At 64.5% G+C, this 24,180-nt stretch carries 22 protein-coding genes; 14 read left to right on the top strand and 8 right to left on the bottom strand.

Annotated features, from left to right (window positions below):
- Window positions 1-12: 12 nt before the first annotated feature.
- A complete protein-coding gene (locus EF888_RS10840; protein WP_109761153.1) occupies window positions 13-1,761 on the bottom strand; it encodes an extracellular solute-binding protein in 1,749 nt (582 codons plus the stop codon).
- Window positions 1,762-2,065: 304 nt separating this feature from the next.
- On the opposite strand from EF888_RS10840, the gene EF888_RS10835 reads away from it, so the two are divergent.
- From EF888_RS10835 to EF888_RS10780, 13 genes are all read left to right on the top strand, one after another.
- Window positions 2,066-3,016 (top strand): sugar ABC transporter substrate-binding protein, encoded by a 951-nt coding sequence (locus EF888_RS10835; RefSeq protein ID WP_109761195.1) that lies wholly within the window; start codon window positions 2,066-2,068, stop codon window positions 3,014-3,016.
- 76 nt (window positions 3,017-3,092) lie between these two features.
- Complete coding sequence (locus EF888_RS10830; RefSeq protein WP_109761152.1) at window positions 3,093-3,890, top strand: SDR family NAD(P)-dependent oxidoreductase; 798 nt, start codon at window positions 3,093-3,095, stop codon at window positions 3,888-3,890.
- Between the two features lie 68 nt (window positions 3,891-3,958).
- Window positions 3,959-4,933 carry an ABC transporter permease gene (locus EF888_RS10825; protein WP_109761194.1) on the top strand — a complete coding sequence of 325 codons (975 nt, stop codon included), beginning with the start codon at window positions 3,959-3,961 and terminating at the stop codon, window positions 4,931-4,933.
- 13 nt (window positions 4,934-4,946) lie between these two features.
- Entirely contained in the window at window positions 4,947-5,948 is a 1,002-nt protein-coding gene (locus tag EF888_RS10820) for an ABC transporter permease (protein WP_109761151.1), read from the top strand.
- Window positions 5,945-7,450 carry a sugar ABC transporter ATP-binding protein gene (locus EF888_RS10815; protein WP_109761150.1) on the top strand — a complete coding sequence of 502 codons (1,506 nt, stop codon included), beginning with the start codon at window positions 5,945-5,947 and terminating at the stop codon, window positions 7,448-7,450. Before EF888_RS10820 ends, EF888_RS10815 begins: the two co-directional genes overlap by 4 nt.
- Window positions 7,451-7,879: 429 nt before the next feature.
- On the top strand, window positions 7,880-8,704 hold the full coding sequence (locus EF888_RS10810) for a manganese catalase family protein (protein ID WP_109761149.1): 825 nt from the start codon (window positions 7,880-7,882) through the stop codon (window positions 8,702-8,704).
- A gap of 154 nt (window positions 8,705-8,858) precedes the next feature.
- The gene (locus EF888_RS22615) at window positions 8,859-9,239 is read left to right on the top strand and encodes a GFA family protein (protein WP_420902670.1); all 381 of its coding nucleotides are present in this window, start codon (window positions 8,859-8,861) and stop codon (window positions 9,237-9,239) included.
- Entirely contained in the window at window positions 9,239-9,385 is a 147-nt protein-coding gene (locus EF888_RS21795; protein WP_164721649.1) for a hypothetical protein, read from the top strand. Before EF888_RS22615 ends, EF888_RS21795 begins: the two co-directional genes overlap by 1 nt.
- Before the next feature lie 54 nt (window positions 9,386-9,439).
- Complete coding sequence (locus tag EF888_RS10800; RefSeq protein ID WP_109761147.1) at window positions 9,440-10,012, top strand: response regulator; 573 nt, start codon at window positions 9,440-9,442, stop codon at window positions 10,010-10,012.
- A 40-nt stretch (window positions 10,013-10,052) separates the two neighbouring features.
- Complete coding sequence (locus EF888_RS10795) at window positions 10,053-10,775, top strand: SRPBCC family protein (RefSeq protein ID WP_241239870.1); 723 nt, start codon at window positions 10,053-10,055, stop codon at window positions 10,773-10,775.
- Window positions 10,776-10,786: 11 nt separating this feature from the next.
- The gene (locus tag EF888_RS10790) at window positions 10,787-11,992 is read left to right on the top strand and encodes a zinc-dependent alcohol dehydrogenase (RefSeq protein WP_109761145.1); all 1,206 of its coding nucleotides are present in this window, start codon (window positions 10,787-10,789) and stop codon (window positions 11,990-11,992) included.
- Window positions 11,989-12,768: an SDR family NAD(P)-dependent oxidoreductase gene (locus EF888_RS10785; RefSeq protein WP_109761144.1), complete on the top strand. Its 780-nt coding sequence runs from the start codon at window positions 11,989-11,991 to the stop codon at window positions 12,766-12,768. Before EF888_RS10790 ends, EF888_RS10785 begins: the two co-directional genes overlap by 4 nt.
- On the top strand, window positions 12,765-13,541 hold the full coding sequence (locus EF888_RS10780; RefSeq protein WP_109761143.1) for an SDR family NAD(P)-dependent oxidoreductase: 777 nt from the start codon (window positions 12,765-12,767) through the stop codon (window positions 13,539-13,541). Before EF888_RS10785 ends, EF888_RS10780 begins: the two co-directional genes overlap by 4 nt.
- Before the next feature lie 243 nt (window positions 13,542-13,784).
- Here EF888_RS10780 and EF888_RS10775 read toward each other — a convergent pair whose 3' ends face one another.
- The 5 genes from EF888_RS10775 to EF888_RS21790 all read right to left on the bottom strand — a co-directional run bounded on the left by EF888_RS10775 (window position 13,785) and on the right by EF888_RS21790 (window position 17,468).
- Complete coding sequence (locus EF888_RS10775; protein WP_146203021.1) at window positions 13,785-15,080, bottom strand: PRC-barrel domain-containing protein; 1,296 nt, start codon at window positions 15,078-15,080, stop codon at window positions 13,785-13,787.
- 133 nt (window positions 15,081-15,213) lie between these two features.
- A complete protein-coding gene (locus EF888_RS10770; protein WP_109761141.1) occupies window positions 15,214-15,894 on the bottom strand; it encodes a DUF3618 domain-containing protein in 681 nt (226 codons plus the stop codon).
- Window positions 15,884-16,330: a phage holin family protein gene (locus tag EF888_RS10765; protein WP_109761140.1), complete on the bottom strand. Its 447-nt coding sequence runs from the start codon at window positions 16,328-16,330 to the stop codon at window positions 15,884-15,886. The genes EF888_RS10770 and EF888_RS10765 overlap by 11 nt, the downstream gene beginning before the upstream one ends.
- Window positions 16,331-16,552: 222 nt before the next feature.
- On the bottom strand, window positions 16,553-17,065 hold the full coding sequence (locus EF888_RS10760) for a sigma-70 family RNA polymerase sigma factor (RefSeq protein ID WP_164721648.1): 513 nt from the start codon (window positions 17,063-17,065) through the stop codon (window positions 16,553-16,555).
- A gap of 241 nt (window positions 17,066-17,306) precedes the next feature.
- Complete coding sequence (locus EF888_RS21790) at window positions 17,307-17,468, bottom strand: hypothetical protein (RefSeq protein ID WP_164721647.1); 162 nt, start codon at window positions 17,466-17,468, stop codon at window positions 17,307-17,309.
- 346 nt (window positions 17,469-17,814) lie between these two features.
- Here EF888_RS21790 and EF888_RS10755 point away from each other — a divergent pair, with 346 nt between their 5' ends.
- Complete coding sequence (locus tag EF888_RS10755; protein ID WP_338143062.1) at window positions 17,815-19,005, top strand: multidrug effflux MFS transporter; 1,191 nt, start codon at window positions 17,815-17,817, stop codon at window positions 19,003-19,005.
- An 18-nt stretch (window positions 19,006-19,023) separates the two neighbouring features.
- Here the strand turns inward: EF888_RS10755 and EF888_RS10750 are convergent, their stop codons facing one another.
- The gene (locus EF888_RS10750) at window positions 19,024-22,761 is read right to left on the bottom strand and encodes an efflux RND transporter permease subunit (protein WP_109759001.1); all 3,738 of its coding nucleotides are present in this window, start codon (window positions 22,759-22,761) and stop codon (window positions 19,024-19,026) included.
- A complete protein-coding gene (locus EF888_RS10745) occupies window positions 22,758-23,996 on the bottom strand; it encodes an efflux RND transporter periplasmic adaptor subunit (RefSeq protein ID WP_109759000.1) in 1,239 nt (412 codons plus the stop codon). Before EF888_RS10745 ends, EF888_RS10750 begins: the two co-directional genes overlap by 4 nt.
- Window positions 23,997-24,180: the final 184 nt, after the last annotated feature.

The raw sequence follows: 24,180 nt of genomic DNA, 5'->3' as shown, positions 1-24,180 counted from the left end.
CTCCTCCTCGTGTCACGGTGACCCGTCGGGTCGTATCAGGGCATCCGCCCGGGTCTGGGCAGTGCGCAGGGCAACGCGGGGCGATTTGATCCCGCGCAGCATGTCGTGGAATTCCTCGCCGCAGATCTTGATGATGCCACCGATCTCGGGGACAGGCGGACGCGGCCAGAATTGCAGTTCGTCGCGCCAGGACATCGCGTCGATGGCTTCGAAGATGGGCGAAGTGCGGCGTACTTCCGGGTCCGAACCGACCGAGTAGCGCGGGTTGGTCCGGCTGCCGTTCTGGACGTAGAGTTTCTGGGCTTCGGGCGAGGTGAACACGGTCAGCGCCTCGACCGCCGCCGGCACGCGTTCGGGCGCGAGGTTGGCCGGAATGCCCATGACATAGCCCCCGACGGGCGCGACGGGTCTTGCGCCCGGTCCGGCCGGATGCGGCAGGTATCCGGTCTGGCCGTAGGCGGGCGACGTTTCGTCCAGCTCGAAGTAGGGGGCGAGCAGGGTGTAGCCATAGGCCATCGCGATGCTGCCCGCGGCGTAGGGGCGGACACGTTCGTACCACGACATCGACAGGATGTCGGGCGGCGAGTACTTCAGAAGCTCCAACAGGTACTCGGCGGCCAACAGCCCCGCGTCCGTGTCGATGGTCGCCTGGTAGCCGCCCGAGGCGAGGTGGTCGGTTCCGAAGCCGCCCGCAATCGCCGGCAGATCGAGGATGGGCTGGCCGAAATCGGCGATCGTCATCAGAACGGTATGGCCGAGCGCCGTCCCACGCGCGGCATTCCACGCAATGCCGTACCGACCGTGGCGGGGGTCATGCAGCTTGCGCGCGGCCTTCAGCACGGCGTCGGTGGTCGCGGGCGGCTCAAGCCCCGCATCGGCGAAGAGGTCGCGACGATAGAACAGGAGTTCCGGCGTGGTCTGCGCCGGCACACCATAGGCGCGTCCGCCCCAATGGGCGGCCTTCCAGCCCGCGGTATGGAAATCCGCCGGGTCGAGGCGCGCCAGATCCATGACCTGGTCCAGTGGCATCAGGACGCCTTTCTCGGCGAACTCCCCGATCCACGGCAGGTCGACCGCGATGATGTCATACCGGCTGGTCGGTCTGGCGGCGTTGCGCAGCCCTTCTTCGCGGAGCCGGTCGATGGAAAAGGCGCGCTGGCTGATCTCTATGCCGATGACCTGCTCGAATTGACGTTTCAGATTGTCCATCACCATGAAGGTTGGATCGCCATGAACCAGGACGCGAATGCCGCCCGGCACCTTCAAGGGTTCGGTGCGCACGCTGAGTGGCGGGACGGATTGCGCCGCCGTGTAGCTGGCACTGAAGTAATAGTCCTCGGTGTCCCGCGCCTTGCGCTGGCCACCGAAGTGCCCATCGGCAAGCCGGCGAAGCCGACCCGAAAGCTGCACCCACTGGGCCAGGAGCTTCTCGCTGGGATGCATGGAGAAGCTCTTGCCCGACTTCGTGCGGGGCCGCTGCTCGATAAGCCCGTCCTCGATCATTTCCTTCATGCGCCGGTTCGCGGTGGCATAGGGCACCCGGCTGGCGCTTACGAGCGAGGTGGGGGTGATCGTGCGCGCGTTGTAATGGCCCTGAAGGAGATGCAGCGCCATGCGCAAATGCGCGTTCGGCGTGATGATGTCCAAGGCGTCTTCCAACTCGTCGCTGAAATCCTCGAGGAAGGCCAGGAGCTCAAGCGGCTCGGATTTCGCCTGGGGCGAGACAGGGTTGCTTTGGCGATGCCCTCCCAGAGCGTTCATTGCGCGGCTTTGCCTCTTTTCGGACTTGCGTTTACGTGGGTGTTTTCCGCTATCCGCTTCGGATGATCCGGAGTCGCTCACGACGATTGCTCCCATAGATGTCCAGTGTGATGTCCAACACGTATCGTTAAAATATTCATTGTGGATAAAAAATTATCCGTTTTGGATACTTTTGATGAACTTAGGAGGTTTGAAGCCCGGCACTCTATCGGGCAATCGTTCGGCATGCCGAGTGATGGACCTGGTGCCCGGTAAGGGCACCTCGGAGTTCGAGAAGACCGTTATCATCCGGGAGGAAACCAAAATGAAACTTCGCACCACTCTTGTCGCTTCGACAGCGATGCTGGCCGTGGCTGGCGTCGCATCGGCCGATACGATGAAGATCGGCATCACCCAGAACAACGTCGGGGTCGACAGCTATCAGACCACGTACGAAAAGGCGTTCATCGCGGCCGCCGAAGAGAACGCGGATGTCGAAACGGTCGTACTCGACGCGGGCGGCGACGTGGCGCGCCAGATCGCGCAGATGGAGGACCTGATCCAGCAGGAGGTGGATGCCATCATAATCTGGCCGACGAATGGCGAAGCCGTGATCCCCGCCGTCCGCAAGGCGCACCAGGCGGGCATCCCCGTGATCGTCACCAACTCGAACATTGCGGAGGCCGGCTTCGATTTCGTCAAGTCGTTCTCGGGCCCGGACAACATTACCCAGGGCGCGCGGTCGGCCGAGATCATGTGCGACAAGTTCAAGGAGATGGGCATCGAGGACGAGGCCAGCGTCGTGCACATCACGGGCCAGCCGGGCTACACCACCGCCATCGAACGCGCCAAGGGCTTCGAGGACCGTCTGCCCGAAGTCTGCCCGAACGTGAGCGTGTTGGACACCCAGCCGGGCGACTGGAACCGCGAGAAGTCGCAACAGGTCATGGAAGCCTTCCTCGTCAAGTACGACGACATCGACGGGGTCTACGCGGGCGACGACAACATGGGCGTGGGCGCGCTCAACGCTGCCAAGGCCGCAGGCCGCGACGGCATCGTCTTCGTCGGCGCGACCAACTTCGCCGTCGGCTACGACGCGATGGGCGCAGGCGACTACTGGGGATCGATCTATCAGTCGCCGGTCGATGACGCCGAAGCCGCACTCCAGACCGCAATCGACGTGCTCGGAGGGAAGGACGTGCCGTTCCTGAACTACTTCGACACGCCGAAGATCACTCAGGACAACATGGGCGACTTCACCAAGCCGGTGTTCTGAGCCCAATCGTTTCGCGGGGCGCGGCGAGACCGCGCCCCGGCAACAGCTTCTCGCACAGGTTTTGGGGGGACGCGGCATGGGACGTGTTTCGGATCGCGTCTGCATCGTGACAGGCGCTGCCCAGGGCATAGGTCGCGCCATCGGAGAGGCGCTTCTGGACGAGGGCGCCATGGTCTGTTTCGCGGACCTGAACGGCGGCAAGGCGGCGGAGGTGGCCGACGCGAACCGCAGCCGCATCAACGGACGGTCGGGCGCCGTCACATCGGCGCAGGTCGACGTGACCGAGCGCGAGCAGGTCCGGGCGATGATCGCGCATACCGTCGAGGTCTTCGGCCGGCTCGACGTGAAGTTCAACAATGCTGGCGTCAACAAGCCGATGAACTTCATGGACGTTACGGAAGACAACTGGAATTTCATCATGGGCGTCAATGGGCTCGGCTGCATGATCGGCATGCAGGAGGCCGCGCGCCAGATGATCGCGCAGGGACACGGGGGCAAGATCGTCAACACCGCCTCGATCGCCAGCCGGCAGGGGTTCGACAACGTCGCGCCCTATTGCGCGTCGAAATTCGCCGTGGTGGCCCTGACGCAGTCGGGTGCGCGGGATCTGGCGAAGCACGATATTACTGTGACCGGCTTCGCTCCCGGTGTGGTGGCGACCGAGATGTGGGAGCAGGTCGACCAGGATCTGCTGGCCATCGGCGCGTCCGAGCGGCCGGGGCAGGCGATGGAAGAGTTCTCGGCCGACATCCTGAGGGGCCGCGTGGCGACCCCGCAGGATATCACCGGTACAACGACCTTTCTGGCGTCGCGAGACAGCGACTACATGACCGGTCAGATCGTCATGATCGACGGAGGCATGACACTGGTCTGACCGCACGGCATTGGGAGGAATGAATGTCAGTGACACAAGAGAATGCCGGCGACCTTCGGGAGGGGATCATGGCGACACCGACCAAGCAGCAGATCGGCACAGTTCTGGCCAGGCAGGGCATCCTGATTGCCTTCGCGGTGTTCATGATCGCGTTCACGCTCGCAAACCCGAAGTTCTTGTCCGTGGACAACGTGTTCAGCGTCGTCCGGTCGTCGGCGATCCTGGGGGTGATGGCGCTGGGGGTGACCTTCGTGGTCATCAGCGGCAACCTCGATCTGTCGGTGGGCTCGATGATGTCGTTCTCGACCATCGTCGTGCTGGACCTGCACGACAAGATAGGACCCGCGCTGGCCATTCCCGCGATGTTCGCGATGACGCTCTGCCTCGGGGCCTTTATCGGCTTTCTCGTGGGATACCTGAGGCTAAATTCGTTGATCGTCACGCTTGGCATGCTGTCCGCGATCCACGGGCTGACGCTGACCTATTCGGGCGGACAGAACATGGATATCGCCGACAAGGAAGGGACGTGGTTCAGCGTGTTCGGTCAGGGAACAGCGCTGGGAATCCCGGTGCCGATCCTGATTTTTGCCGTACTCGCTGCCCTCCTCGGCGTCGTGCTGGCCAAGACCGCCTTCGGGCGAAAGGTATACGCGGTCGGTGGCAACGGCACCGCCGCGACCTTCTCCGGCATCCGACGCGCGCGGACCGTGTTCAATTGCTACATGATCTCGGCCGCTTGCGTCGCGACGGCTGGCCTCATCCAGGCCAGTCGTTCACTTGGCTCTCAGAACACCGTGGGGCAGGGGCTGGAACTCGAGGTCCTGGCCGCCGTCATCCTCGGCGGCGCCTCGCTTCTCGGCGGGTCGGGGACCATCTTCAAGACCGTCATCGGCGTGCTGATCCTGGGCTTTATCCAGAACGGTCTCCTGCTTTTGGGTCTGCAATTCTACGTCCAGTTCGTGGTGACGTGGGTCATCATCATCCTTGCCGTCTGGCTCGATATCGCGGCCAAGCGCGGCAAGCTCTGGTCGCCGATCGCGTGAGGGAGGGCTAGCCATGCAACCGGGTGCACTGTCAAAGGCGCTGAAAAGCGGCGCGATCTGGGGGTTCATCGTTCTCGAGCTGATCTTTTTCAGCGTGGCGGGCGAGTTCCTGTCGCTGTCGGACAAGGCCTTCATGGATTTCGAGAATATGCTGCTGCTTCTCAAGCAGTCGGCGCCCATCGGGATCATCGCGATGGGCATGACTCTCGTGATGGTGAACGGGAACATCGACCTCTCCGTCGGCGCGACCTTCGCCATCGCCGCGATCATTCTCCTGGACAGCATGACATGGCCGATCTTCGCAGGGCTTGGCGACTGGGTCATCCCCGTGGCCTGGTTGCTGGCGCTGATGGCGGGCACATTGCTAGGCGCACTCAACGGACTGATCGTCTGGAAGACCGGCGTGGATGCCTTCATCGTCACGCTGGGCTCGATGCTGGGCTTCCGCGGCATCGTCTTCATGTTCAATGGCGAGAATCCGACGAGCCATCTCAACTGGACGCTGGTCGATTTCGCCGAGGCCGAATTCCTGGGCCTCGCCACGGCGTCGTGGTTCCTGTTGGCGGTTACGCTGGCGGTCTGGTTCCTGATGGCCAGGACCGTGCACGGGCGGAACGCCTATGCCATCGGCGACAATCGCGAGGCTGCGGTCAACGCCGGTATCCGGGTAGGGCCGCACATGATGATCAACTTCGCGATCATTGGCTTTCTGGCCGCGCTGTCGGCGGTGATCTTCTACTCCGAGAGCGGCTCGGTGAACCCCAACGACGGTCAGCTCTACGAGCTTTGGGTCATCACGGCAGTGGTGCTTGGCGGGACCAAGATAACCGGAGGCGCAGGCAACGTGATCGGGACGTTTGGCGGTGTTATCGCGATCCAGCTTCTGCGCAAGGGGCTGGGCCACATCGGCGCAGATACTTCGACCGTGAACCTCGTCATCGGCCTGATCCTGATCGCAGTTCTGTTCCTCGATCGGCAGCTGAACGTCAAAGGCAAAGAGGAGTTGAAGGTATGACCGATCCGGTTCTCCGCCTCCAGGACATCGTCAAGACCTTTCCCGGCGTTCGGGCGCTGGACGGCGTGTCCTTCTCGGTCATGCCGGGTGAAGTCCACGCGCTGATGGGCGAAAACGGTGCGGGAAAGTCGACCCTGATGAAGGTTCTGGGCGGCATCTACCAGCCCGACGGCGGCGACATCTACATGGGCGACTGGAAGGTGGTGATGTCAGGTCCGCTGGAAGCCAAGGCCAAGGGTATCGTCTTCATCCATCAGGAACTCAGCCTCGCCGAGGAACTGTCGGTGGCCGAGAACATCTACCTCGGCGAACTGCCCCGCAAGAGCTTCGGCCGGGTCGACTGGGGCAAGCTCGCGGACAAGACGAACGCGATCCTCGAGAAACTGAATGTGGGCTTCGATGCGCGGACGCGCGTGGGCGACCTTTCCATCGCCAACCAGCAGATGGTCGAAATCGCCCGAGCGCTCACCGTCGACGCGAAGGCGGTGATCTTCGACGAACCGACGGCGTCGCTCACGGATGCCGAGAAATCGGTCCTGTTCGACGTCATCGCGGACCTGAAGAAGGACGGGGTCGGGATCGTCTACATCTCCCACCGGATGGAGGAGATCTTCAAGATCACCGACCGCATCTCGATCCTGCGTGACGGACAGTACCAGGGCACCCTCGCCACCGTGGAGACGAACGAGGAGGCGGTCACCCAGCTGATGATCGGGCGCAAGCTCGACCTCAGCCGCAACGCCTCGCACCACAAGTTGGGCGATGTAGCCCTGGAAGTCCGCGGCCTGAGTTGCGGAAAGCTCTATCGCGACGTGAGCTTCGAAGTCCGCCGGGGCGAGGTCGTCGGTTTCTACGGGCTGGTGGGCGCCGGCCGGACCGAGATCGCGGAGACGCTGTTCGGCCTGCGCGGTCCGTCTGCCGGGCAGATACTGCTCGATGGCGAGGAGGTGAGCATCGCCTCCCCCGCCGAGGCGATCGCGCGCGGTATCTCGCTGGTGCCCGAGGATCGAAAGGGGCAGGGCCTGATCCTCGGCATGAACTGTCGCGACAACATGACCCTGCCGCAGGTCGACGATCTGAAGGCCGGGCCGTTCGTGGCGGAAGGCGCCGAGGTGGCCATCTTCGACAAGTACCGCGACCAGCTGGATATCCGTACACCGAACTGGAAAAGCCGGGTCGGCAATCTTTCAGGCGGCAACCAGCAGAAGATCGTCATCGGAAAGTGGCTGTCCATGCACCCCAAGGTGCTGATCGTCGACGAACCGACGCGTGGCATCGACGTGGGCTCGAAATCCGAGATCCACAAGCTTCTGCGGGAATTGGCGTCCCAAGGCTACGCGGTCATGGTCATCTCCTCGGAAATGCCTGAAGTGCTGCACGTCTCGGACCGGATCGTCGCCATGTATTCGGGTTGCATCATGCGCACCTTCACTTCCGAAGAGGTGACAGAAGACAATCTCATCCAGGCGATCTCGGGGCTTGGTGGCGATCGAGCCGCCTAGAAAGCGGCGCCATTTAGACCAGTCGGGAGCAACCGATGGAACTATTTCGCTAAATCCCGCCGGATGACGAGAAACGAGGAATGCTCGGCCGAGCCGGAAGTCGTCCTGCGGTGTGCCCTCCACCAGCGACAAGGACCTCAGGTACGTGTTCCCACCTCATGCGAAAGCGGCAGCGCCAATGCGATGACGCGACGCGCTTCAGAGGAGAGTGGCGCACGGAACGCCGTGGTCTTGCCCGGCGCAGCGGCGGATCATGTCTGACAGCCTGCCCGCAGGCAGTCTTGGGGTCGGTTTCGGCCCCCTTCCTTGAAGGGAAAATCCCGGAACACATGATCGCGGGTCCCGGGAACACTCTGCGGCAACGGCTGTTTGAGGTCTCATCGAAAACACCCCGTTCTCGGCACAATGATCCCCACCAGGAGAGACAGCATGTTCCATCATTCCTCGAAGCTTCAGTACGAAGTGCGCGTCGAGCGGCCGGACCCGGCTTTCGCGAAGCATCTGCAACAGGCGATCGGCGGCATCGAAGGAGAAATCCGCGTTGCGATGCAGTATTTCTTCCAGGCCATGGGAGCGCGGGGGGACTCGAAGTACCGCGACATGCTCATGATGACGGCGACCGAGGAGCTGAGCCATATCGAGTTTCTCGGCCATGCCGTCGCCCTGAATCTCGAGGGCGCGCCGGTGGATGTCCAGGACGAGGCGGCCAAAGACCCTGTGGTCCACGCGATCCTCGGCGGAATGAACCCGAGGCACATCCTGTCCTCCGGTCTCTCTGCGATGCCCGTCAACTCGAACGGGGTTCCCTTCGACATGAGCCACGTCTACGCGACGGGAAACATCGGGGCCGACATGCTGGCGAATGCCACGGCCGAGGCCGGCGGGCGCGTTCTCGCGAGCCGGCTTTACAACATGACGGACGATCCCGGCATGAAGGACATGCTTTCGTTCCTCATCGCGCGGGATACGATGCACCAGCAGCAATGGCTCGCCGTTCTGGAGGAGTTGGGCGGCTGGGAGAAGCAGCTCCCGATCCCGAACGCGACGCCTCAGGATCACGAGGCGACCGAGCACAGCTACTATTTCCTGAACACTTCGCTCGACGAGCCGACGCCTGAAGGACGTTGGACGTCCGGACCGTCTCTCGATGGCCGGTCCGAATTTTCTGTGATGAAGGAGCCGAAGCCGCTTGGCCAGAAGCCGAGCCTTGGCAAGGCCAAGCCGAAATCGGGCGCACAGAGCGAGCAGACATGACGCAGAGAGGTGCGAAGGCGGCACGGGTCCGGCAAGCAGAGAGCGCTCTGCTGCCGGATCGACGGACCTGCGATCCGGCGTCCTGACCCTCGCACCGGCAACTGAAAGGGCCGGAGGATTGGAACAGCGTGGCGAGCGAGACGAGTATGGCCGGATGCCAGGGACGGGCGGGTGCATGACGCTCGCCCCGTCGCGGTCGTCGGGGCTGGAAGGCGGGTGTCTTTGCGGACGCTGCCGGTTTACCATCTACCGGATCGACGAGATCGTGGAATGTCATTGCCTCAGGTGCCGTCGACTGAGTGGCGGCGCACCCGTCACCTGGGTCTGTATGTCTCGGGACGGCATCTCGTGGACGCGCGCGCCCAGCATATGGTTGTCATCGACAATTGCTGACCGGGGGTTTTGCCCTACCTGTGGATGCATGCTGTGGATGGCGTACCGGTTTAATTCCGAGGTTGCGGTTCCTCTCGGCTCCCTCGACGAACGTGGGGACCTCGCATCCGAACGACGGATCCATGCACAAGAGGCAGAATAATGATGAAACGGGAAGATCGGACGGACGAGCGGCGGGTGGACCTGGACGTCAAGGCGGCCCTGGAAGCCATACGTCAGGAAGACGTCCCCGAGAGGCTAAGGAAGCTGGCAATACGGCTTCAGGAGAAGCTGGACGGCGAGCGCTGACATGAGCGCAGCGGGCGGACCAGCTATGGCAATGACGGAAAGGAAAGAAAGTTCATGACCGACGCCTTGAGAGTTCTCGTCGCCGAGGATGACTTCATCCTCGCGACGGAGCTTCAGTACCAGCTCGCCAGGCTGAACGCCGAGGTCGTCGGACCCTTTTCCGAGGCGCATGACGCTGTCGATCATCTCGAGAATGTCGATGCGGCCATCCTCGACATCCGGCTGCGGGACGATACGTCGTTTCCGCTGGCCGACTGCCTGTTGACGCGGGAAACGCCTTTTGTGTTCTACACCGCCTACACGCTCAAATTGCCGGAGCGGTATCACGGCGTCCCCGTCATCAGCAAACCGACCCCGACCGAAGCCCTGGTCGAGCTGTTGCGGTCGCATGGTGCGCGCCGCAAGCCGCCTGCGATCAATGCCGTTGCCGCCTTGCCCCTCATGATCCTTCACGCCCGCGACCTGATGCCGGACTCGAGCTCGGCCGACAGGCTGGTGGAGCTCACCCTGAAATCGGTCATCGCCGTGGGAACGACGACCTGGTCCAGCCAGGCCGATTTCGAGCAGTACATGATCTCGCAGATGCGGGACCTTCATGTGCAACGCGGCAAACGGCTTCTGAGCTAGCCGAACACGATCCTGCCTATGCTGACAGGCCGCGGGAACATTGCCCGGCGGCACCTGTTCTTCTGCCCATCTGAGCAGCATTTGCAGGAATTTGACGATGAACCGATTGACACCAAACCGTCGCCAGCTCGCCCGCGGCATCGCCGACAACAGGACGTACCTTCTCGTCTCCCTGGCAGCGCTTACAGGGGCGGGAGCGCTGGCGCTCGCCCTCAATCAGTCACGGCAGGCCAACGACCAGCATCCACCTGATGACGCACCGGGACGCACCGGCCGGCGGTCGCGCTTCGGGCGCTTCGCCGTGTCGGGTCGGACGGTGACGATCAATCGTCCGCGCCAGGACGTGTACGACGCCTGGCGAGACATGTCGCGACTGCCGCATTTCATGGAAAACGTGGAAAGCGTGACAGTCCAAGGCGATCTGACCCGTTGGACCATACGCGGACCCGCGGACTTCGACGTGGAGCTGGAAACGCGCATCGTGTCGGATCGGCCGGGAGAGGAGATCGCCTGGCGATCGACGGAAAACTCCGCTGTCGAGACCTCGGGAAAGGTCATGTTCCGCGACGCGCCCGCCGGGCGGGGGACCGAGGTGGAGGCTGTCATCGCCTATGTGCCGCCGGCAGGACGGATCGGCCAGATGATTGCCAAGCTCTTCCAGGCGGAGCCGTCCATCCAAGGTCGTCGCGACCTGAAGCGGCTCAAGATGCTGCTCGAAACCGGCGAGATCGCCACGTCCCGAAACCGCAAGACGACCGCCTGAGGAGATTTCAAATGCGCGCACTTACCTGGCACGGCAAGCATGACGTTCGCGTCGATACGGTCCCGGATCCCGAGATCGTCAACCCGAGGGACGCGATCATCGAGATCACCTCGACAGCGATCTGCGGTTCGGACCTGCACCTCTATGACGGCGTCATACCGGGGCTCATGGGCGGCGACATCCTGGGTCACGAGTTCATGGGCAGGGTGGTCGAGACCGGACCCGACAGCAGCCTCGAGAAAGGGCAGCGCGTCGTCGTCCCCTTCACCATTTCCTGCGGGTCCTGCTTCTTCTGCAAGAACCACCAGTTTTCCGCCTGCGACAACTCCAATCCTGTCGAGAAGCAGGACATTACCGAAAACCTCTACGGCCATGCGATGAGCGGTCTCTTCGGCTATTCGCATCTGACCGGCGGATATCCCGGAGGCCAGGCCGAATACGTGCGGGTTCCCTTCTCGGACGTCGGGCCCATCGTGGTGCCGGAGGGAATGGAAGACGACGACGTGCTCTTCCTGTCGGACATCCTGCCCACGGGCTGGATGGCGGCCGAGAACTGCGACATCAAGGAAGGCGACATCGTCGCCGTCTGGGGCTGCGGTCCGGTCGGTCTGTTCGCGATCCAGTCGGCTCTCCTCCAGGGCGCGGGCCGCGTCATCGCCATCGATCATTACCCCCACCGGCTCGAGCTTGCCCGCAACCTCGGCGCCGACGTCATCGACTTCACCCGGACCCACGTCCTCGAAGCGCTGATGGAAATGTCGGGAGGCCACGGCCCCGACGCCGTCATCGATGCCGTGGGGATGGAGGCGCATGGCTTCGCGCCCGACCGCTGGCTCGACGTCGCCAAGCAGACGGTTGGCGTCGGAGCCGATGGAGGCCACGCGCTGCGCCAGGCTCTGATGGCCGTCAGGAAGGGCGGGCGGGTCTCGATCCCCGGCGTCTATGGCGGGTTCCTCGACAAGTTCCCGCTCGGGGCCCTCATGGAAAAGGGCGTGCAGGTGCGGTCCGGGCAGACCCATGTCCAGCACTACATCAACGATCTGCTGAAGCGGATCGAGGAGGGTGAGATCGATACCACCTTCCTGATCTCGCACCGCTTGTCGCTGGAGGACGCCCCGCTCGGCTATCGCAATTTCCACGACAACCAGAACGATTGGACCAAGGTGGTCCTGAAGCCGGGCCTGACAGCCCCGCAACCTTCGGAGGTCGAGGCATGACGGCGCGACCCTTCGCCGTCATAACCGGCGCCTCGTCCGGCATCGGCCGCGAACTTGCGCGTTGTGCGGTCGAGGACGGATGCGATGTCCTGATCGCTGCCGACGAGGCGTCGATAGAGAGCGCGGCGGAGGAGTTGCGCGGTAGCGGAACGAAAGTCGAATTCGTCGTCGCGGACTTGGGCACGTCGGAGGGTGTCGCCACGCTGTGGCAGGCCGTGGGAGACCGCAAGATCGACTACATGATGGCGAACGCGGGCAGGGGGCTGGGACATGCCTTCCTGGAGCAGGACTGGACCGAGATCGAGTCCGTCCTGCGCGTGAACGTCGCGGGGACGACCGAGCTTCTCCATCGAACGGCGCAGCATATGGCGTCGCGCCGGTCCGGCCGTATCCTCATCACCGGGTCGGTGGCGGGCTACATGCCGGGGTCGTTTCAGGCCGTCTACAACGCCACGAAGGCCTACCTCGACTCGCTGAGCTGGGCGATCCGGAACGAGCTGTCCGACTGCGACGTCAGCGTAACCTGCCTGATGCCCGGCCCGACGGATACGAAGTTCTTCGAGCGGGCGCACATGGAGGATACGCCGGTCGGCGAATCCGACAAAGCAGACGCCGCCAGCGTCGCCCAGGCGGGGTATGGCGCGATGAAGGACGGCAAGGCCGGGATCACGCCCGGCATGATGAACAAGGTGCAGTCCTCGCTGGCCAGGGCGATGCCTCCTGGGGCGACGGCCTGGCTGCATCGGCAAATGGCGCAGCCGGAGGAAAAGACATGAACGCGAGAACCCATGCCGTCGTCACCGGCGCATCCTCTGGATTGGGGTTCGAGCTGGCGCGTCTCGCGGCCCAGGACGGGCACGACCTGACGATCTGCGCGGACGAGGAAGAGATCGAGCAGGCCGCCGAGACGCTTCGTCGGCTTGGCGTGACCGTGGACGTCGTTCGCGCCGACCTGACCACGAGGGCCGGGGCCGAAACCCTGTGGACGGCCATCGATGCCAAGCCGGTCGACCTGTTCTTCGCCAACGTGGGCCGTGCGCTGGGCCACGCGTTTCACGAACAGGACTGGAGCCAAATCCGGAGGCGGATCGAACTCAACGTCTTCCAGACGACATTTCTGCTGCACCGGGTCGGAGCGAAGATGCGCGACAGGGGCCGCGGTCGGATCCTTGTCACGGGGTCATTGGGAGGCTTCGTGCCTGGTCCCTACGACGCGGTCTACAACAGCACCAAGGCCTATCTGAACAGCCTCTGTTATGCGCTTCAGGACGAGTGGAAAGACACCCCGGTCAGCCTCACCTGCCTTACGCCCGGCCCGGTCGAAACGCCGATCTTCACGCGCAGACGCAACGACCTGTCCGACGCGCCGATCACGGGACAGAGCAAGGCCGATGCCGGGCAGGTGGCGCGCGCAGGATATGACGGCATGATGGCGGGGAAGCGGAACGTCTATCCCAAGCTGACGACGCGTCTCACGGCCATTCTCTCCGGCATCGTTCCGCTGTCGCTCATGTCGAAGATACATCGACGTGGAGCCGAGCCTCGCTGACATCGGGTGGCGCTCGGTGAGCCGGCGTCACACCACCTGAGCTGTAGCCCGAAGCGCGCCCGACGCTCGCCTTGCATCTCCCTACCTCTCCTCCTGTGAAGAAGACGTCACTGGCCTCGCGCAGCGCTCCAGGAGAATAATTTCGTTCGGGGTGTAATGTCCGCTGGAAACGAATTGCTTTACCCGCGGGACATGAAGAGGTCCCGCCAGTTGGGCGGGACCTCCGATTGCTTGCGATGACAATTAGCCACCGACCTGAATGCGCTGATCTTCAGGCAGGCGCACGTTCTCGTCGTACTGGAAGTTGCTCGCAGCTTCGATATCATCCTCGGTCATGTTCTCGAGAACGATCTGACCGTCGCGGATCGTCACGCGCGACAGACGCACCGGAACCGCGTTGGCACCAAGTCCAAGAAAGCCACCATCCTCGACGACGAGGCTCGTCTCGCCGTTCACGTCGATCAGGGCCTCGGGCGCACCGAGTTCCTCTCCGTCCGCGGTGACGACTTCCATGTCCATGATTTCACCCACGGTCATGACAGCGCCGCTTCCGGTCGACATCTGGCCCTGAGCACCGGCCTGGTCGTTCTGTGCAACCTGCTGACCGGGATCCTGCTGGCTGGCATTCGCTTGCTGCTGTTGACGGCGCTGTTCGCGCTCTTCGGGCGTCTCCAGGATGACGGTTGCTTCGCCGGACTGCTGCACTTCGATCTGGGGCTGTTCAGCCATCAGCACCGAAATACGGGGCTCTGCGCTTTCGTACGACAGGGCGGGCTCGCCCGTTTCATACGTCATCTGCGGCTGACCCTCGGCCTGGACGATCTCGACCTGGGGCTCTGTCCCGGCAACGCTGACATCGCCTCCGACCGCTTCCTGGCCTTCGTTCTGCTCTCCGGCGTCGGCGACCGACGTCTGTTCGGTCGGAGCTTCGCCGGCATCCACGCCGAGATCGATGTCAAGCTCGGGGTCGGCCTGTCGGACGCTGATCCTCGGCTCGCCTTGCGAGACTTCGACCTGCGGGTCGGCCGACGTCACGCGAACCTGGGGATCCTGCCGCAGGACATAGACTTGCGGAGCCGGGATATCGACGCGAACGATGATTTCAGGGATCTCGACGGTGATCTGCGGCTCGGCCTGAGTAAGCTCGATCTGGGCCGGATCCTGGGTGATGCTGATCTGGGGTTGCTGCTCGGTCACGCGTACGTTGGGCGCCGGCACCTGTACGTCGACTTCCGGCTCGGGAACCGAAACGACGGCCTCTCCCTCGATGGTCGCTTCTTCCGAGAGGTTGACCTCTTCCGAAAGACGCTCGGTCTCTTCGGTCGTCTCACCGGCTTGCGTGGCCATCACGATTTCCTCGCCGAGCGTCACGCAGACCTCGGCCCGGTCTTCGTTGATCGCATCCACGATCTCCTGCGTCTGGACGGCTTCGATCGGCTCCTGCCTGTCCTGAACAAGCTCGGCGAGTTCCAGGCAGGCGTCGCTCTTGCCGACGAGCGCCTCTTCGTTGATCTGGATGCCCTGTGCGTGCGCGGTCATCACGAATGGGGCGGTGAGGACGGTACTCAGCAGCAGGGAGCGGATTCCAGTGGCTGTTGTTGACATGTGTTCTTTCCTTTCACGGGTTGATGAGCGGCGGACGGGCGCCCTTGGAGGGACGCCGCGCCGCGCCTTACGAGTTCGTTTCGTTGCGGTCTCTGTCGTGGCCGTCGGTGCCCTCGGGACGGCCGCTCGTCGTGTGAACGGCGGGGGAGGGCTGCGACACATCCGGTCGTTCGGACTGGAACGAGGGAGGTGTCCCCGGCGCGTCGCGCCGATCATCGCCATCCGAGACGTCCGACTCGGTGCCGACGGTATCAGACGGCGTGTCGGAGGGCCGGCGCGTCGGCACGGCGGTGTAGGACGACGTCGTGTGGTCGCCGGTTTGGTCGAAGCGGCGGTCGAGCGAAGCGCCCGTTGCCGTCTCATACGCCGAGGACGGAGATCTGCGCGCAGCCCGGTCGGACGCTGACATCGCATCAGCTGTCATCGTATCGTCGGGATCAGCATCAACCGACCTCGGCTGCCAGCGCCGTTCGGGGACGGCATGGGCCGACGACTTGGTCGCAGGGCCGAAGATCAGCCAGGTGAGGCCGATGGTCGTCAGGGCAAGCGCGAGCGGCTTCTCTCTGACCATGTTGCCGAAGGTCTGACCGTAGTCGGAGCCGTTCTCGCGCAGGTGTCTGCCGGCACGTCTCCAGGCCCCTTCGAAGCTCAGTCGGTCACGCAGTTCTTCCAGCGTACCGGCAAGCTCGTCACGCTCCCGAGCGATGGCGCGCTCGATTTCGGCGGGCTGTCGTGTTTCATGCGGCATCGGTCGACTCCGTTATTGTTTGAGCGTCGCGCTTCACGTTCGCGAACGTCCGGGTTGGTGCGAGGCTCTGGAGCTTCAGATCGCTCCGCCCTTTCATGGCGAGGATGAGAGCGACGACGAGGAGAACCCCGCCCACAATCAGCGCGGCCCAGCCAGCACCAAGCCCGGTTTCGGCGAGGGCGGCCGTCAATGCGGCGGCAAGCACGTTCAGGGCGACGAGTGCGATGACGACCGCGCCCACGAGAAGGCCTGCCGCAGTCATGGTCTTGCTCAGGCTTTCATTGAGTTCGGCCCTCGCGAGGTCGACCTCGCCACGAACCAGGTTCGACAGGTGTTCAAGAGTGCTTCCGACAAGAGTGCCGGCACCCTCACGTTCGGTCCGTGCACCTGTCGCAGTTTCATCTGGTGCCACGACACCTTGCTTGACTGACGCCATTGCCACCTCCTTGCGGTTGAGTTGAATTTGTTTGCTGATACCAAAACAGCAAAGGGCGGATCATGTTCCTGAAAACATTTGATCGACTCGATTAACTGCAGATCTGCGGTTGCGATTGCAGATCCGACAATTGTGCCAGGCGCAATCGATTTCGGTTTAGTGCTGTAGAGCCGCTCCCGCGCAGCATTCCCGCTGCCGGGAATCTGTCCCGGGCCCGGCGCGTCAGAGGCGGGTGAATTCCTCTTCGCCCAGGTCCTCGAGGATCATTCGGCGGGCGCGGCTGACGCGGCTCTTGACGGTGCCGATCTCGACGCCGCAAATCTGCGCCGTGGTCTCGTAGCTCTCGCCCAGCATGACGACGAGGATCAGGGTTTCGCGATAGCAGGCCGGGAGTTGCCTCACGACCTTCATGATCTCGTTGCCGTAGTAGGACCATTCCTGGCTGCCGGCCGAGACCGGGATGTCGGAGACGCAATCCTTGCCGCCCGGCCGCTCGCGGTTCCGCTTGACGATCTCGTTGTAGAAGGTGTTGCGCATGATGGTCATCAGCCAGGCGCGCACATTCGTGCCCCGGGTGAAGCGGCCGACGTTGGCGATGGCCTTGGTGAGGGTTTCCTGAACGAGGTCGTCGACCTCCTGCTGCTTGCGGGTCAGGGACCAGGCATAGGCCCTGAGGGCCGGAATGACGCTGATGATGTCGTCAAGGGTTTCGTCTTTCTCTGCCTGAATCAGCATCTCGCCTCCCACCGGCTTGGGTTATCTCTTTCCTTTTCAATCGGGTACCACAGAACCCCCAACCGACCCGCCGACCCGTCGCCTACCGGAAATGACCTCGGCCGGGTGCGCGCATGCACGCTGCGGACACCTTCGAACAACGTGACCCCCGGCGAAGTGTTCCTTGCCTTGCACGCCGGAGGGCCCGCCGCTGTCCGGGGGAGGCCCGCGTCCGGCACCGGAGAGACGTCGTTCGGGGCGGTCAGCGCCCGGACGCGCCCCGTTTCCGAAGCTGATCCTGGAGGTGCCGCGCAAGCTCGAGAAGGCGCTCGGGGACATCCTCGGATTCAATCCTCCGAAGGTGCTCTTCCAGTTCCCGCTTCATCGCGGTCTCGTCGGCGGTCGTGGCGGACTGCTCCTTCATTTTCTTTCCTTGTCCTTTCCTAGCCGACCCGCGGCCGTGTCCGGCCCGTTGCCTTAGCGTCAGGGAGTCTACTTCGGAGTGGCACGTCTGGATCAATGACATTCTCGCTCATTTCCAAAGAAATGGCCGACGTCTTGCGCGAAGGCTGCAGGTAGCGGGGGTCACGAAAGCAGCCCCGCCTGGGGTCCGTCGCTCAGAAAGGGAGCCAATCAGGTCGGCTGACCCGGGGCCTTCCCCGGCCCCTCCGCCATCCACTCGGGTCTTGTGCGTCGCTGAGGCTCACGCCAGTCTTGCCAGACTGAACGTATCAGTTTAGTTTTTTGCGGATAGCCCCGGAGAGTCTCCCATGCCGCCGATGATCAGGACCGCCCTCGTGCTGGGGCTCCTTTCCGCCGTCTCGCCCTTCGCCATCGACATGTACCTGCCCGCTATGCCCGCCATCGAGTCAGAGCTCGGCGCGGGCGTGTCGGGCACCCAGGCGACGATCACCGCCTATTTTCTGTCGTTCGGATTGGCGCAGCTGATCTACGGGCCGTTGGCCGACCGCTTCGGACGGAAGCCGCCGATCTTCGCGGGGCTGGGCATCTTCCTCGTCGGCACCGTGCTCTGCGCAGTTGCGCCGGACATCCGCTTCCTGATCGGGGCGCGATTCCTGCAAGGGCTCGGCGGGGCCGCGCTGATGGTGGTGCCGCGCGCCATCATCCGCGATCTGCACACCGGCCCCGAGGCCGCGAAGCTGATGGCGATGATCATGCTCGTGATCTTCGTGTCGCCCATGCTCGCGCCGCTCGCCGGGTCGGGCGTCATCGCCATCGGCGGCTGGCGCGGGGTGTTCTGGGTCATCGCGGCCGCGTCGCTCGTCAGCCTCGCCCTGCTGGCCTTCGCGCAGCCCGAGACGCTGCGGCCCGAGAACCGCGCCGCCATCGAGCCGAGGGCGCTTCGGCGCAACGCGGGCATCCTTCTGCGCGATCCGGTCTTCATGGGCCTGACCTTCGTCGGCGGCCTCGGGATCTCGAGCTTTTTCGTGTTCCTGACCAGCGCGCCCTTCGTCTATACCGGCACCTATGGCCTCAGCCCGACCGGGTTCTCGATCGCCTTCGCAATGAACGCCATCGGCTTTTTCGCGGCCAGCCAGGCGGCAGGCCCCCTGGGCGAGAGGCTGGGGATGGAGACGGTCGTGTTCTGGGCGACGGCGGGTTTTGCGGCAGTGGCCTCCGCCCTGGTCCTCGTCGTGCTGGCGGGCGGTGGCTCGCTGCCGGTCGTCGTGGGGATGCTGTTTCTCGCGAACGCCTTTCTCGGCCTCGTCATCCCCTCGACGATGGTCATGGCGCTGGATCCGCACCCCGAGATCGCGGGGCTCGCCTCGTCACTCGGGGGCACGCTTCAGATGGTGGCCGGCGCGGTGGCGGTCACTCTGGCCTCGCCGTTCTTCGACGGGTCGGTCCTGCCGATGGTCGCGGCCATCGCGCTGTGCGGCATCAGCGCCTTCGCGGTGGCTCTTCTTGTCGACCGTAGCGGTCGGCGTCAGGCGGTCTGATCCGCCGCCGGCCTGCGCCTATTCGGCGGCCCTGAGTTCGAGCGGCGCCTCGGCCGGCGCCGAGGGGTCGGCGTCGACGTCCCACACGATCTCCGTCGCCTTCAGCTTGCGCGCCGCGCGCGCCAGGGCCCAGTCGCGGGCGTCCTGGCTGCGCGCGCCGCGCGTCAGCGCCGCGATGCCGCTCAGCAGCCACGACAGGATCGTCCAGAACCACACCCGCAGCGCAAGAAGCGACGGCGTGACCACCAGCGTCAGTACCGTCGCGATGCCGAGGCCGAAGACCACCGCCGTCGCAAGCTGCTTCCACCAAAGCGCGGTCGGGCTGTCGATCGAGTAGCCGCCGCCGATGAAGTCGAGACTGAGGCCGAACATCATGGGTGCCAGGCCCGCCATCGTCGTGATGGTTGTCAGAAGGACCGGACGAAGGCGTTCCTCGGCCGTGCGCACGATGGCGTCGAGGCGCGGCATGTAGCGCGAGAACTCCTGGTAGGTGTCGATCAGCACGATGTTGTTGTTCACCACGATCCCGGCCAGGGCCACGATCCCGGTCCCGGTCATGATGATCGAGAAGGTCTGGTCCATGACAAGCATCCCGATCAGCACGCCCGTGGTCGACAGGACGACCGCCAGAAGGACGAGGATGGCGTTGTAGAACGAGTTGAACTGCGCCAGCAGGATGATGAACATCAGCCCGAGCGCCGCCGAGAAGCCCCATTGCAGGAAGGCCTGGCTTTCCGCCTGGTCCTCCTGGTCGCCGGTCCATTCCCAGTCGATGCCGGCTGGAAGGGGGTCGGTCTCGAGCCATTCCGTCAGGGCCGCGATGCGCTCGGTCGCGTTGATCGGGACGGTGCGGAAATCGCCTGCGTCGAGGCGGTCGCTGATCTCTGCGGCCGTCACGCTGTCCTCGCGGGTCAGGATCTCGAAACGCTCGCCCGCGCCGTTCGTCACTAGCGCGCCGCCCGAACCGGCGGAATCGCCTTCGAGCGCGCGCACCGTCGCCACATGCACGAGGCTGTCCGTCTCGACCTTGAAGAGGTTCGGCGCGACACCGGCCTTGACGTCGAAGAAGCGCTTCTGGTCGACGCGGTTGATCTGGGCAAGCTGCGCCACGGGCTTGCGGGTGATGAAGTTCGACAGCGGCACCAGCCCCTCGGCGGTGCGGACCTTGAGCGTGTCGAGCGTCGAGAGGACGCGGTCCTCTTCCGGCAGGCGGACGCGGATCTCGATCTCCTCGTCCGAACTGTCGACCCGCATGGTGTCGAGGAGGAGACCGCGTGTGACAAGCTGCACCATGCCGCCGACGGTGGCGACGTCGGCGCCATAACGGCCGGCCTTCTCGACGTCGACGTCGATCTGCCAGTCGATGCCGGGCAGGGGCAGGTTGTCCTCGGTGTCGACGAGGCCCGGCGTCGTCTCGAAGGTCGCACGGGCCAGCGTCGTCGCCTCGATCAGCCGCTCCCAGTCGTCACCTTTCAGCCGCAGGTGGACGGGCTTGGCCGAGGCCGGGCCCATGGACAGGTTCAGGACCTCGTAACGGATCCCGGGCAGATCCGCGAGACGCTCCTCGATGTCGGCGAGTACGCGGTTGCCGTCCAGATCCTCGACCGTCACACCCAGCCTGTCGGCCTCGTCCGCGCGCTCTTCCCAGGGGATCAACTCGACCTGGACCTGGCCTATGGCGTCGACGGGTCCGGTCGCGCCGCCGGTGTTGGCGTTGAGACCTCCCTGACCGGCGAAGGCGAAGGCCGACTGAACGCCGGGCGTCTCGAGGATGATGTCCTCGACCTGTCCGACCAACTCGTCCTTCTCGTCGAGCGAAAGGTTTCCGCGCGCGCGAACATAGACGATGGCCTGCTCGGGTTCGGTCTCGACGAAGAATTCCACGCCGTTGTTGTGCTGGGCGAAGTAGGCGAAGGTCGAGGTGACGAAGAACAGCACGAGACCGATGGTCACGAGCGGCATCACCGGGTTGCCGGTGATGAACGCGATCAGGTGGCCGAAGGGGCTGCGGCGACGGGTCGTGTCGACGCGGCTTGCCCGCCTCTCGATCTTCGCGGCGCCAAGCGCCACGGACGACAGCATCGCGGCGAGCACGAAGCCCACGGCGCCCAGGGCGGATCCTGCCATCCCTGCACCCGGTCCGAGGAGGTAGGCCGGGTTCAGGACCTGCATCGCCATCAGGAACATCAGGTAGAGCGCGACAGGAACGAGCGCCGCCCGCAGGAGCCATGGCGTCGTGCGGGTCAGGGCCGCCGAAGCGCGCTCGAACTTGCGGCTCATCCGTCCCGCGACGCCGCCCATGACGGGCAGGTAGACCAGCGCCACGACAAGCGACGCGATGAGGACGAAGATCAATGTGATGGGCAGCATTCCCATGAACTGTCCCGCGACACCCGGCCAGAACAGCATGGGCAGGAAGGCGCAGAGCGTGGTCGCGGTCGAGGACACGACCGGCCAGAACATCCGCTTCGCCGCCTCGGTATAGGCCGCCATCGGCCCCGAGCCTTCCTGGATGCGCTTGTCTGCGTATTCGACCACGACGATCGCGCCGTCGACCAGCATCCCCACGGCGAGGATCAGGCCGAACATGACGATGTTCGAGATCGACACACCCATGAGGGCGAGGAAGGCGAAGCACAGAAGGAATGAGGTCGGGATCGCGAATCCCACGAGCAGCGCCGAGCGCGAGCCGAGGGCCGCCAGCACCACGATCATCACGAGAGCGATTGCGGTCAGGACCGAGCCTTCCAACTGGCTGACCATCGAGGCGACGGTGCGGGACTGGTCGTTCGAGACGCCGATCTCGATGGCCTCGCGCAGTTCATCGGGCCAGGTCGCGCGTTCGGCCTCGATCTCCTCGCGGATCAGGGCGGCGGTGTCGATGATGTTGAAGCCCTTCCGCTTTACGACCTGAAGCGCCACCGTCGTGTCGCCGTTGAAGCGGGCGGTGCCGGTGCGGTCCTCGAAGGTCACGCGGACGTCGGCGATCTCGCCCAGTGTCACGACGCGGTCGCCGTCTGTCTTGACCGGCAGGTCGTAGATGTCGCGCTGGTCGTCGAAGGACGAGGGGATCTTGACGGCGAAGGCGCCCGAAGCGGTCTCGACCTCGCCTGCGGCGATAAGCTGGTTGTTGTTGCGCACCACGCCGATCAGCTCTCCCGCCGTGACGTTGTAGGCTTCGAGCCGGATCGGGTCGATCACGACCTCGACCATCTCGTCGCGGTGGCCGGTCAGCGCGGCCTCGAGCACGGCGTCGAGCGACTCGAGCCGGTCCTGGAGGTCCTTCGCGACGCGCAGAAGGGTGCGCTCGGGCAGCGCGCCGGTGAGGTTCACGATGATGATCGGGAATTCCGAGAAGTTGAACTCGCTGATCGTGTATTTCTCGGCGCCTTCGGGGAACTCCGCCTCGGCGTTGTTCATGGCGTCGCGAACGTCCGCCATCGTCTTGGTCTTGTCCCAGCCGAACTCGAACTCGAGGATGACGCCGGCATAGTTTTCCGCTGCGGTGCCCTGGAGCGTCTTCAGACCGTCGAGGTCCGACAGCTCGGTCTCCATCGGCTTGACCAGAAGCTTTTCGCTGTCCTCGGCCGAGATGCCGGGGAAGGGGACGCTGACGAAGAGGGCGGGGATCTCGATGTCGGGCTCGCCTTCCTTGGGAAGCGAGGCATAGGCGAAGGCGCCCGCGAGGATCGACAGGATGATGAAGGCGATCACCATCCGCGCGCGGCTGGCGGCCCAGTCGACGATGCCGGTCATTCGGATGCGCTCCGGATGGATGCGGTGACAGGCACGCCGTCGGTGACGAACTCCTGGCCCACCACGATGACGTCGACCTGCGGCTCAAGGCCCGCGACCCAGATGCCGTCCACGGTGTCACGGATCACGGTGACGGGTGCGAAGCGTGCGACGTCGCCGTCCACCGTCCGCACACCGAGCCGGCCCTCGTCGTCGAGAGTCAGGGCGGACTGGGGCAGGAGGTGCGCGCTTTGGCCGTCGGATTGCACCGCGATCTCGGCGGTCTGGCCGTCGCGGATCGACAGGTCGGCGTTCGGGACGCGCACTTCGACGCGGAAGGTGCGCGTGGCCTCGTCGGCCGAGCGGGACAGGAAGCTGACCTGGCCGGTCACCTCGCGCCCCGTCGAGAGCCGCGCCTGAGCCATTGCGCCGACCTCGACGCGGTCGACCAGCGTCTCGGGGACGAAGCCCACCAGCTTGATCGGGTCGAGCTGGATGATCGTGGCGCAGGCGTCGCCCGGCCTGAGAAGCGCGCCAAGCTCGGCCGTGTTGCTTTCGAGGAGGCCCGGGAAAGGCGCGCGAAGCTCGAGCTTGGTAAGTTCGTTCTCGGCTGCGGCGACCGCGGCCTCGGCCGCCTGGATGCCCGACCTGGCGCCTTCGACGTTCGACGCTGCCGACTGCACGCCCGCCCGCGCGGCCTCGACGGCGGCGGTGGTCGAGGCGACGCGGGTCTCGGAAGCGAAGCCTTCCTGGCTGAGGCGGGCCGAGGCGCGGTCGTTGATCTCGGCCTCGGCCAGCGCGGCGCGGGCCTGGGCAAGACCGGCCTGGGCGGCGGGAAGGCGGCTGCGGGCCTCTTCCAGACGCGCCACGGTCTCGTCGAGCGCAATCTCGCGGGTGCCGGGGTCGAGTTCGCAAAGGACATCGCCGGCCTCGACGAAGGCGCCCTTGCGGGACGGCTCGCCCACGACGGCACCCGAGGTTTCGGCCTGCACCTCCACCTCGCGCGCGGCCTCCGTGCGGCCCCGAAGGATGACGGCTCCGTCGACCGACGTCGCAGACGAGCGCAAGGCCACGACCGAGACGGCGCGCGCTTCGTCCGCGCTTCGGGTTTCGGCGGGCGGCGCTTCGGTCTCGACCGCAACGGCATCGCTGGTTGTCGCGACACCTGCGAATTCGAGCAGGGCGGGACGCTCGAAGACAAGGAGATAGAGGCTCGCCACGACGGCGATGGCGGTGAGGATCGGGAAAAGCCGCATGTTCAATCGGGTCCTTTGGCCGGGGCGCGCGCCCCGGTCGGAGTTCGTTGTCTGGACTAGTACGCTAAACCGTTCAGTTCAGTTTAATCATGACGACGGTTTTGCGCAAGCTTTCGCACATGCAGCATTCACGCTGCTTTGCATTCCGCGATTTCAACAGATAAGAGGGCGCAACGGGTCTGGG

The sequence above is a fragment of the Silicimonas algicola genome (assembly GCF_003970735.1).
GTDB classification, from domain to species: Bacteria; Pseudomonadota; Alphaproteobacteria; order Rhodobacterales; family Rhodobacteraceae; genus Silicimonas; species Silicimonas algicola.
The sequence above is the reverse complement of the archived record's forward strand: the minus strand, read 5'-3'. Positions and strand labels throughout refer to the sequence as shown.

What these genes read in the sequence shown, in the direction of transcription:
- EF888_RS10840 (WP_109761153.1), bottom strand. Translation starts at nt 1,761, where the DNA reads ATGAACGCTCTGGGAGGGCATCGCCAAAGCAACCCTGTCTCGCCCCAG.
- EF888_RS10835 (WP_109761195.1), top strand. Translation starts at nt 2,066, where the DNA reads ATGAAACTTCGCACCACTCTTGTCGCTTCGACAGCGATGCTGGCCGTG.
- EF888_RS10830 (WP_109761152.1), top strand. Translation starts at nt 3,093, where the DNA reads ATGGGACGTGTTTCGGATCGCGTCTGCATCGTGACAGGCGCTGCCCAG.
- EF888_RS10825 (WP_109761194.1), top strand. Translation starts at nt 3,959, where the DNA reads ATGGCGACACCGACCAAGCAGCAGATCGGCACAGTTCTGGCCAGGCAG.
- EF888_RS10820 (WP_109761151.1), top strand. Translation starts at nt 4,947, where the DNA reads ATGCAACCGGGTGCACTGTCAAAGGCGCTGAAAAGCGGCGCGATCTGG.
- EF888_RS10815 (WP_109761150.1), top strand. Translation starts at nt 5,945, where the DNA reads ATGACCGATCCGGTTCTCCGCCTCCAGGACATCGTCAAGACCTTTCCC.
- EF888_RS10810 (WP_109761149.1), top strand. Translation starts at nt 7,880, where the DNA reads ATGTTCCATCATTCCTCGAAGCTTCAGTACGAAGTGCGCGTCGAGCGG.
- EF888_RS22615 (WP_420902670.1), top strand. Translation starts at nt 8,859, where the DNA reads ATGCCAGGGACGGGCGGGTGCATGACGCTCGCCCCGTCGCGGTCGTCG.
- EF888_RS21795 (WP_164721649.1), top strand. Translation starts at nt 9,239, where the DNA reads ATGATGAAACGGGAAGATCGGACGGACGAGCGGCGGGTGGACCTGGAC.
- EF888_RS10800 (WP_109761147.1), top strand. Translation starts at nt 9,440, where the DNA reads ATGACCGACGCCTTGAGAGTTCTCGTCGCCGAGGATGACTTCATCCTC.
- EF888_RS10790 (WP_109761145.1), top strand. Translation starts at nt 10,787, where the DNA reads ATGCGCGCACTTACCTGGCACGGCAAGCATGACGTTCGCGTCGATACG.
- EF888_RS10785 (WP_109761144.1), top strand. Translation starts at nt 11,989, where the DNA reads ATGACGGCGCGACCCTTCGCCGTCATAACCGGCGCCTCGTCCGGCATC.
- EF888_RS10780 (WP_109761143.1), top strand. Translation starts at nt 12,765, where the DNA reads ATGAACGCGAGAACCCATGCCGTCGTCACCGGCGCATCCTCTGGATTG.
- EF888_RS10775 (WP_146203021.1), bottom strand. Translation starts at nt 15,080, where the DNA reads ATGACCGCGCACGCACAGGGCATCCAGATCAACGAAGAGGCGCTCGTC.
- EF888_RS10770 (WP_109761141.1), bottom strand. Translation starts at nt 15,894, where the DNA reads ATGCCGCATGAAACACGACAGCCCGCCGAAATCGAGCGCGCCATCGCT.
- EF888_RS10765 (WP_109761140.1), bottom strand. Translation starts at nt 16,330, where the DNA reads ATGGCGTCAGTCAAGCAAGGTGTCGTGGCACCAGATGAAACTGCGACA.
- EF888_RS10760 (WP_164721648.1), bottom strand. Translation starts at nt 17,065, where the DNA reads ATGCTGATTCAGGCAGAGAAAGACGAAACCCTTGACGACATCATCAGC.
- EF888_RS21790 (WP_164721647.1), bottom strand. Translation starts at nt 17,468, where the DNA reads ATGAAGGAGCAGTCCGCCACGACCGCCGACGAGACCGCGATGAAGCGG.
- EF888_RS10755 (WP_338143062.1), top strand. Translation starts at nt 17,815, where the DNA reads ATGCCGCCGATGATCAGGACCGCCCTCGTGCTGGGGCTCCTTTCCGCC.
- EF888_RS10750 (WP_109759001.1), bottom strand. Translation starts at nt 22,761, where the DNA reads ATGACCGGCATCGTCGACTGGGCCGCCAGCCGCGCGCGGATGGTGATC.
- EF888_RS10745 (WP_109759000.1), bottom strand. Translation starts at nt 23,996, where the DNA reads ATGCGGCTTTTCCCGATCCTCACCGCCATCGCCGTCGTGGCGAGCCTC.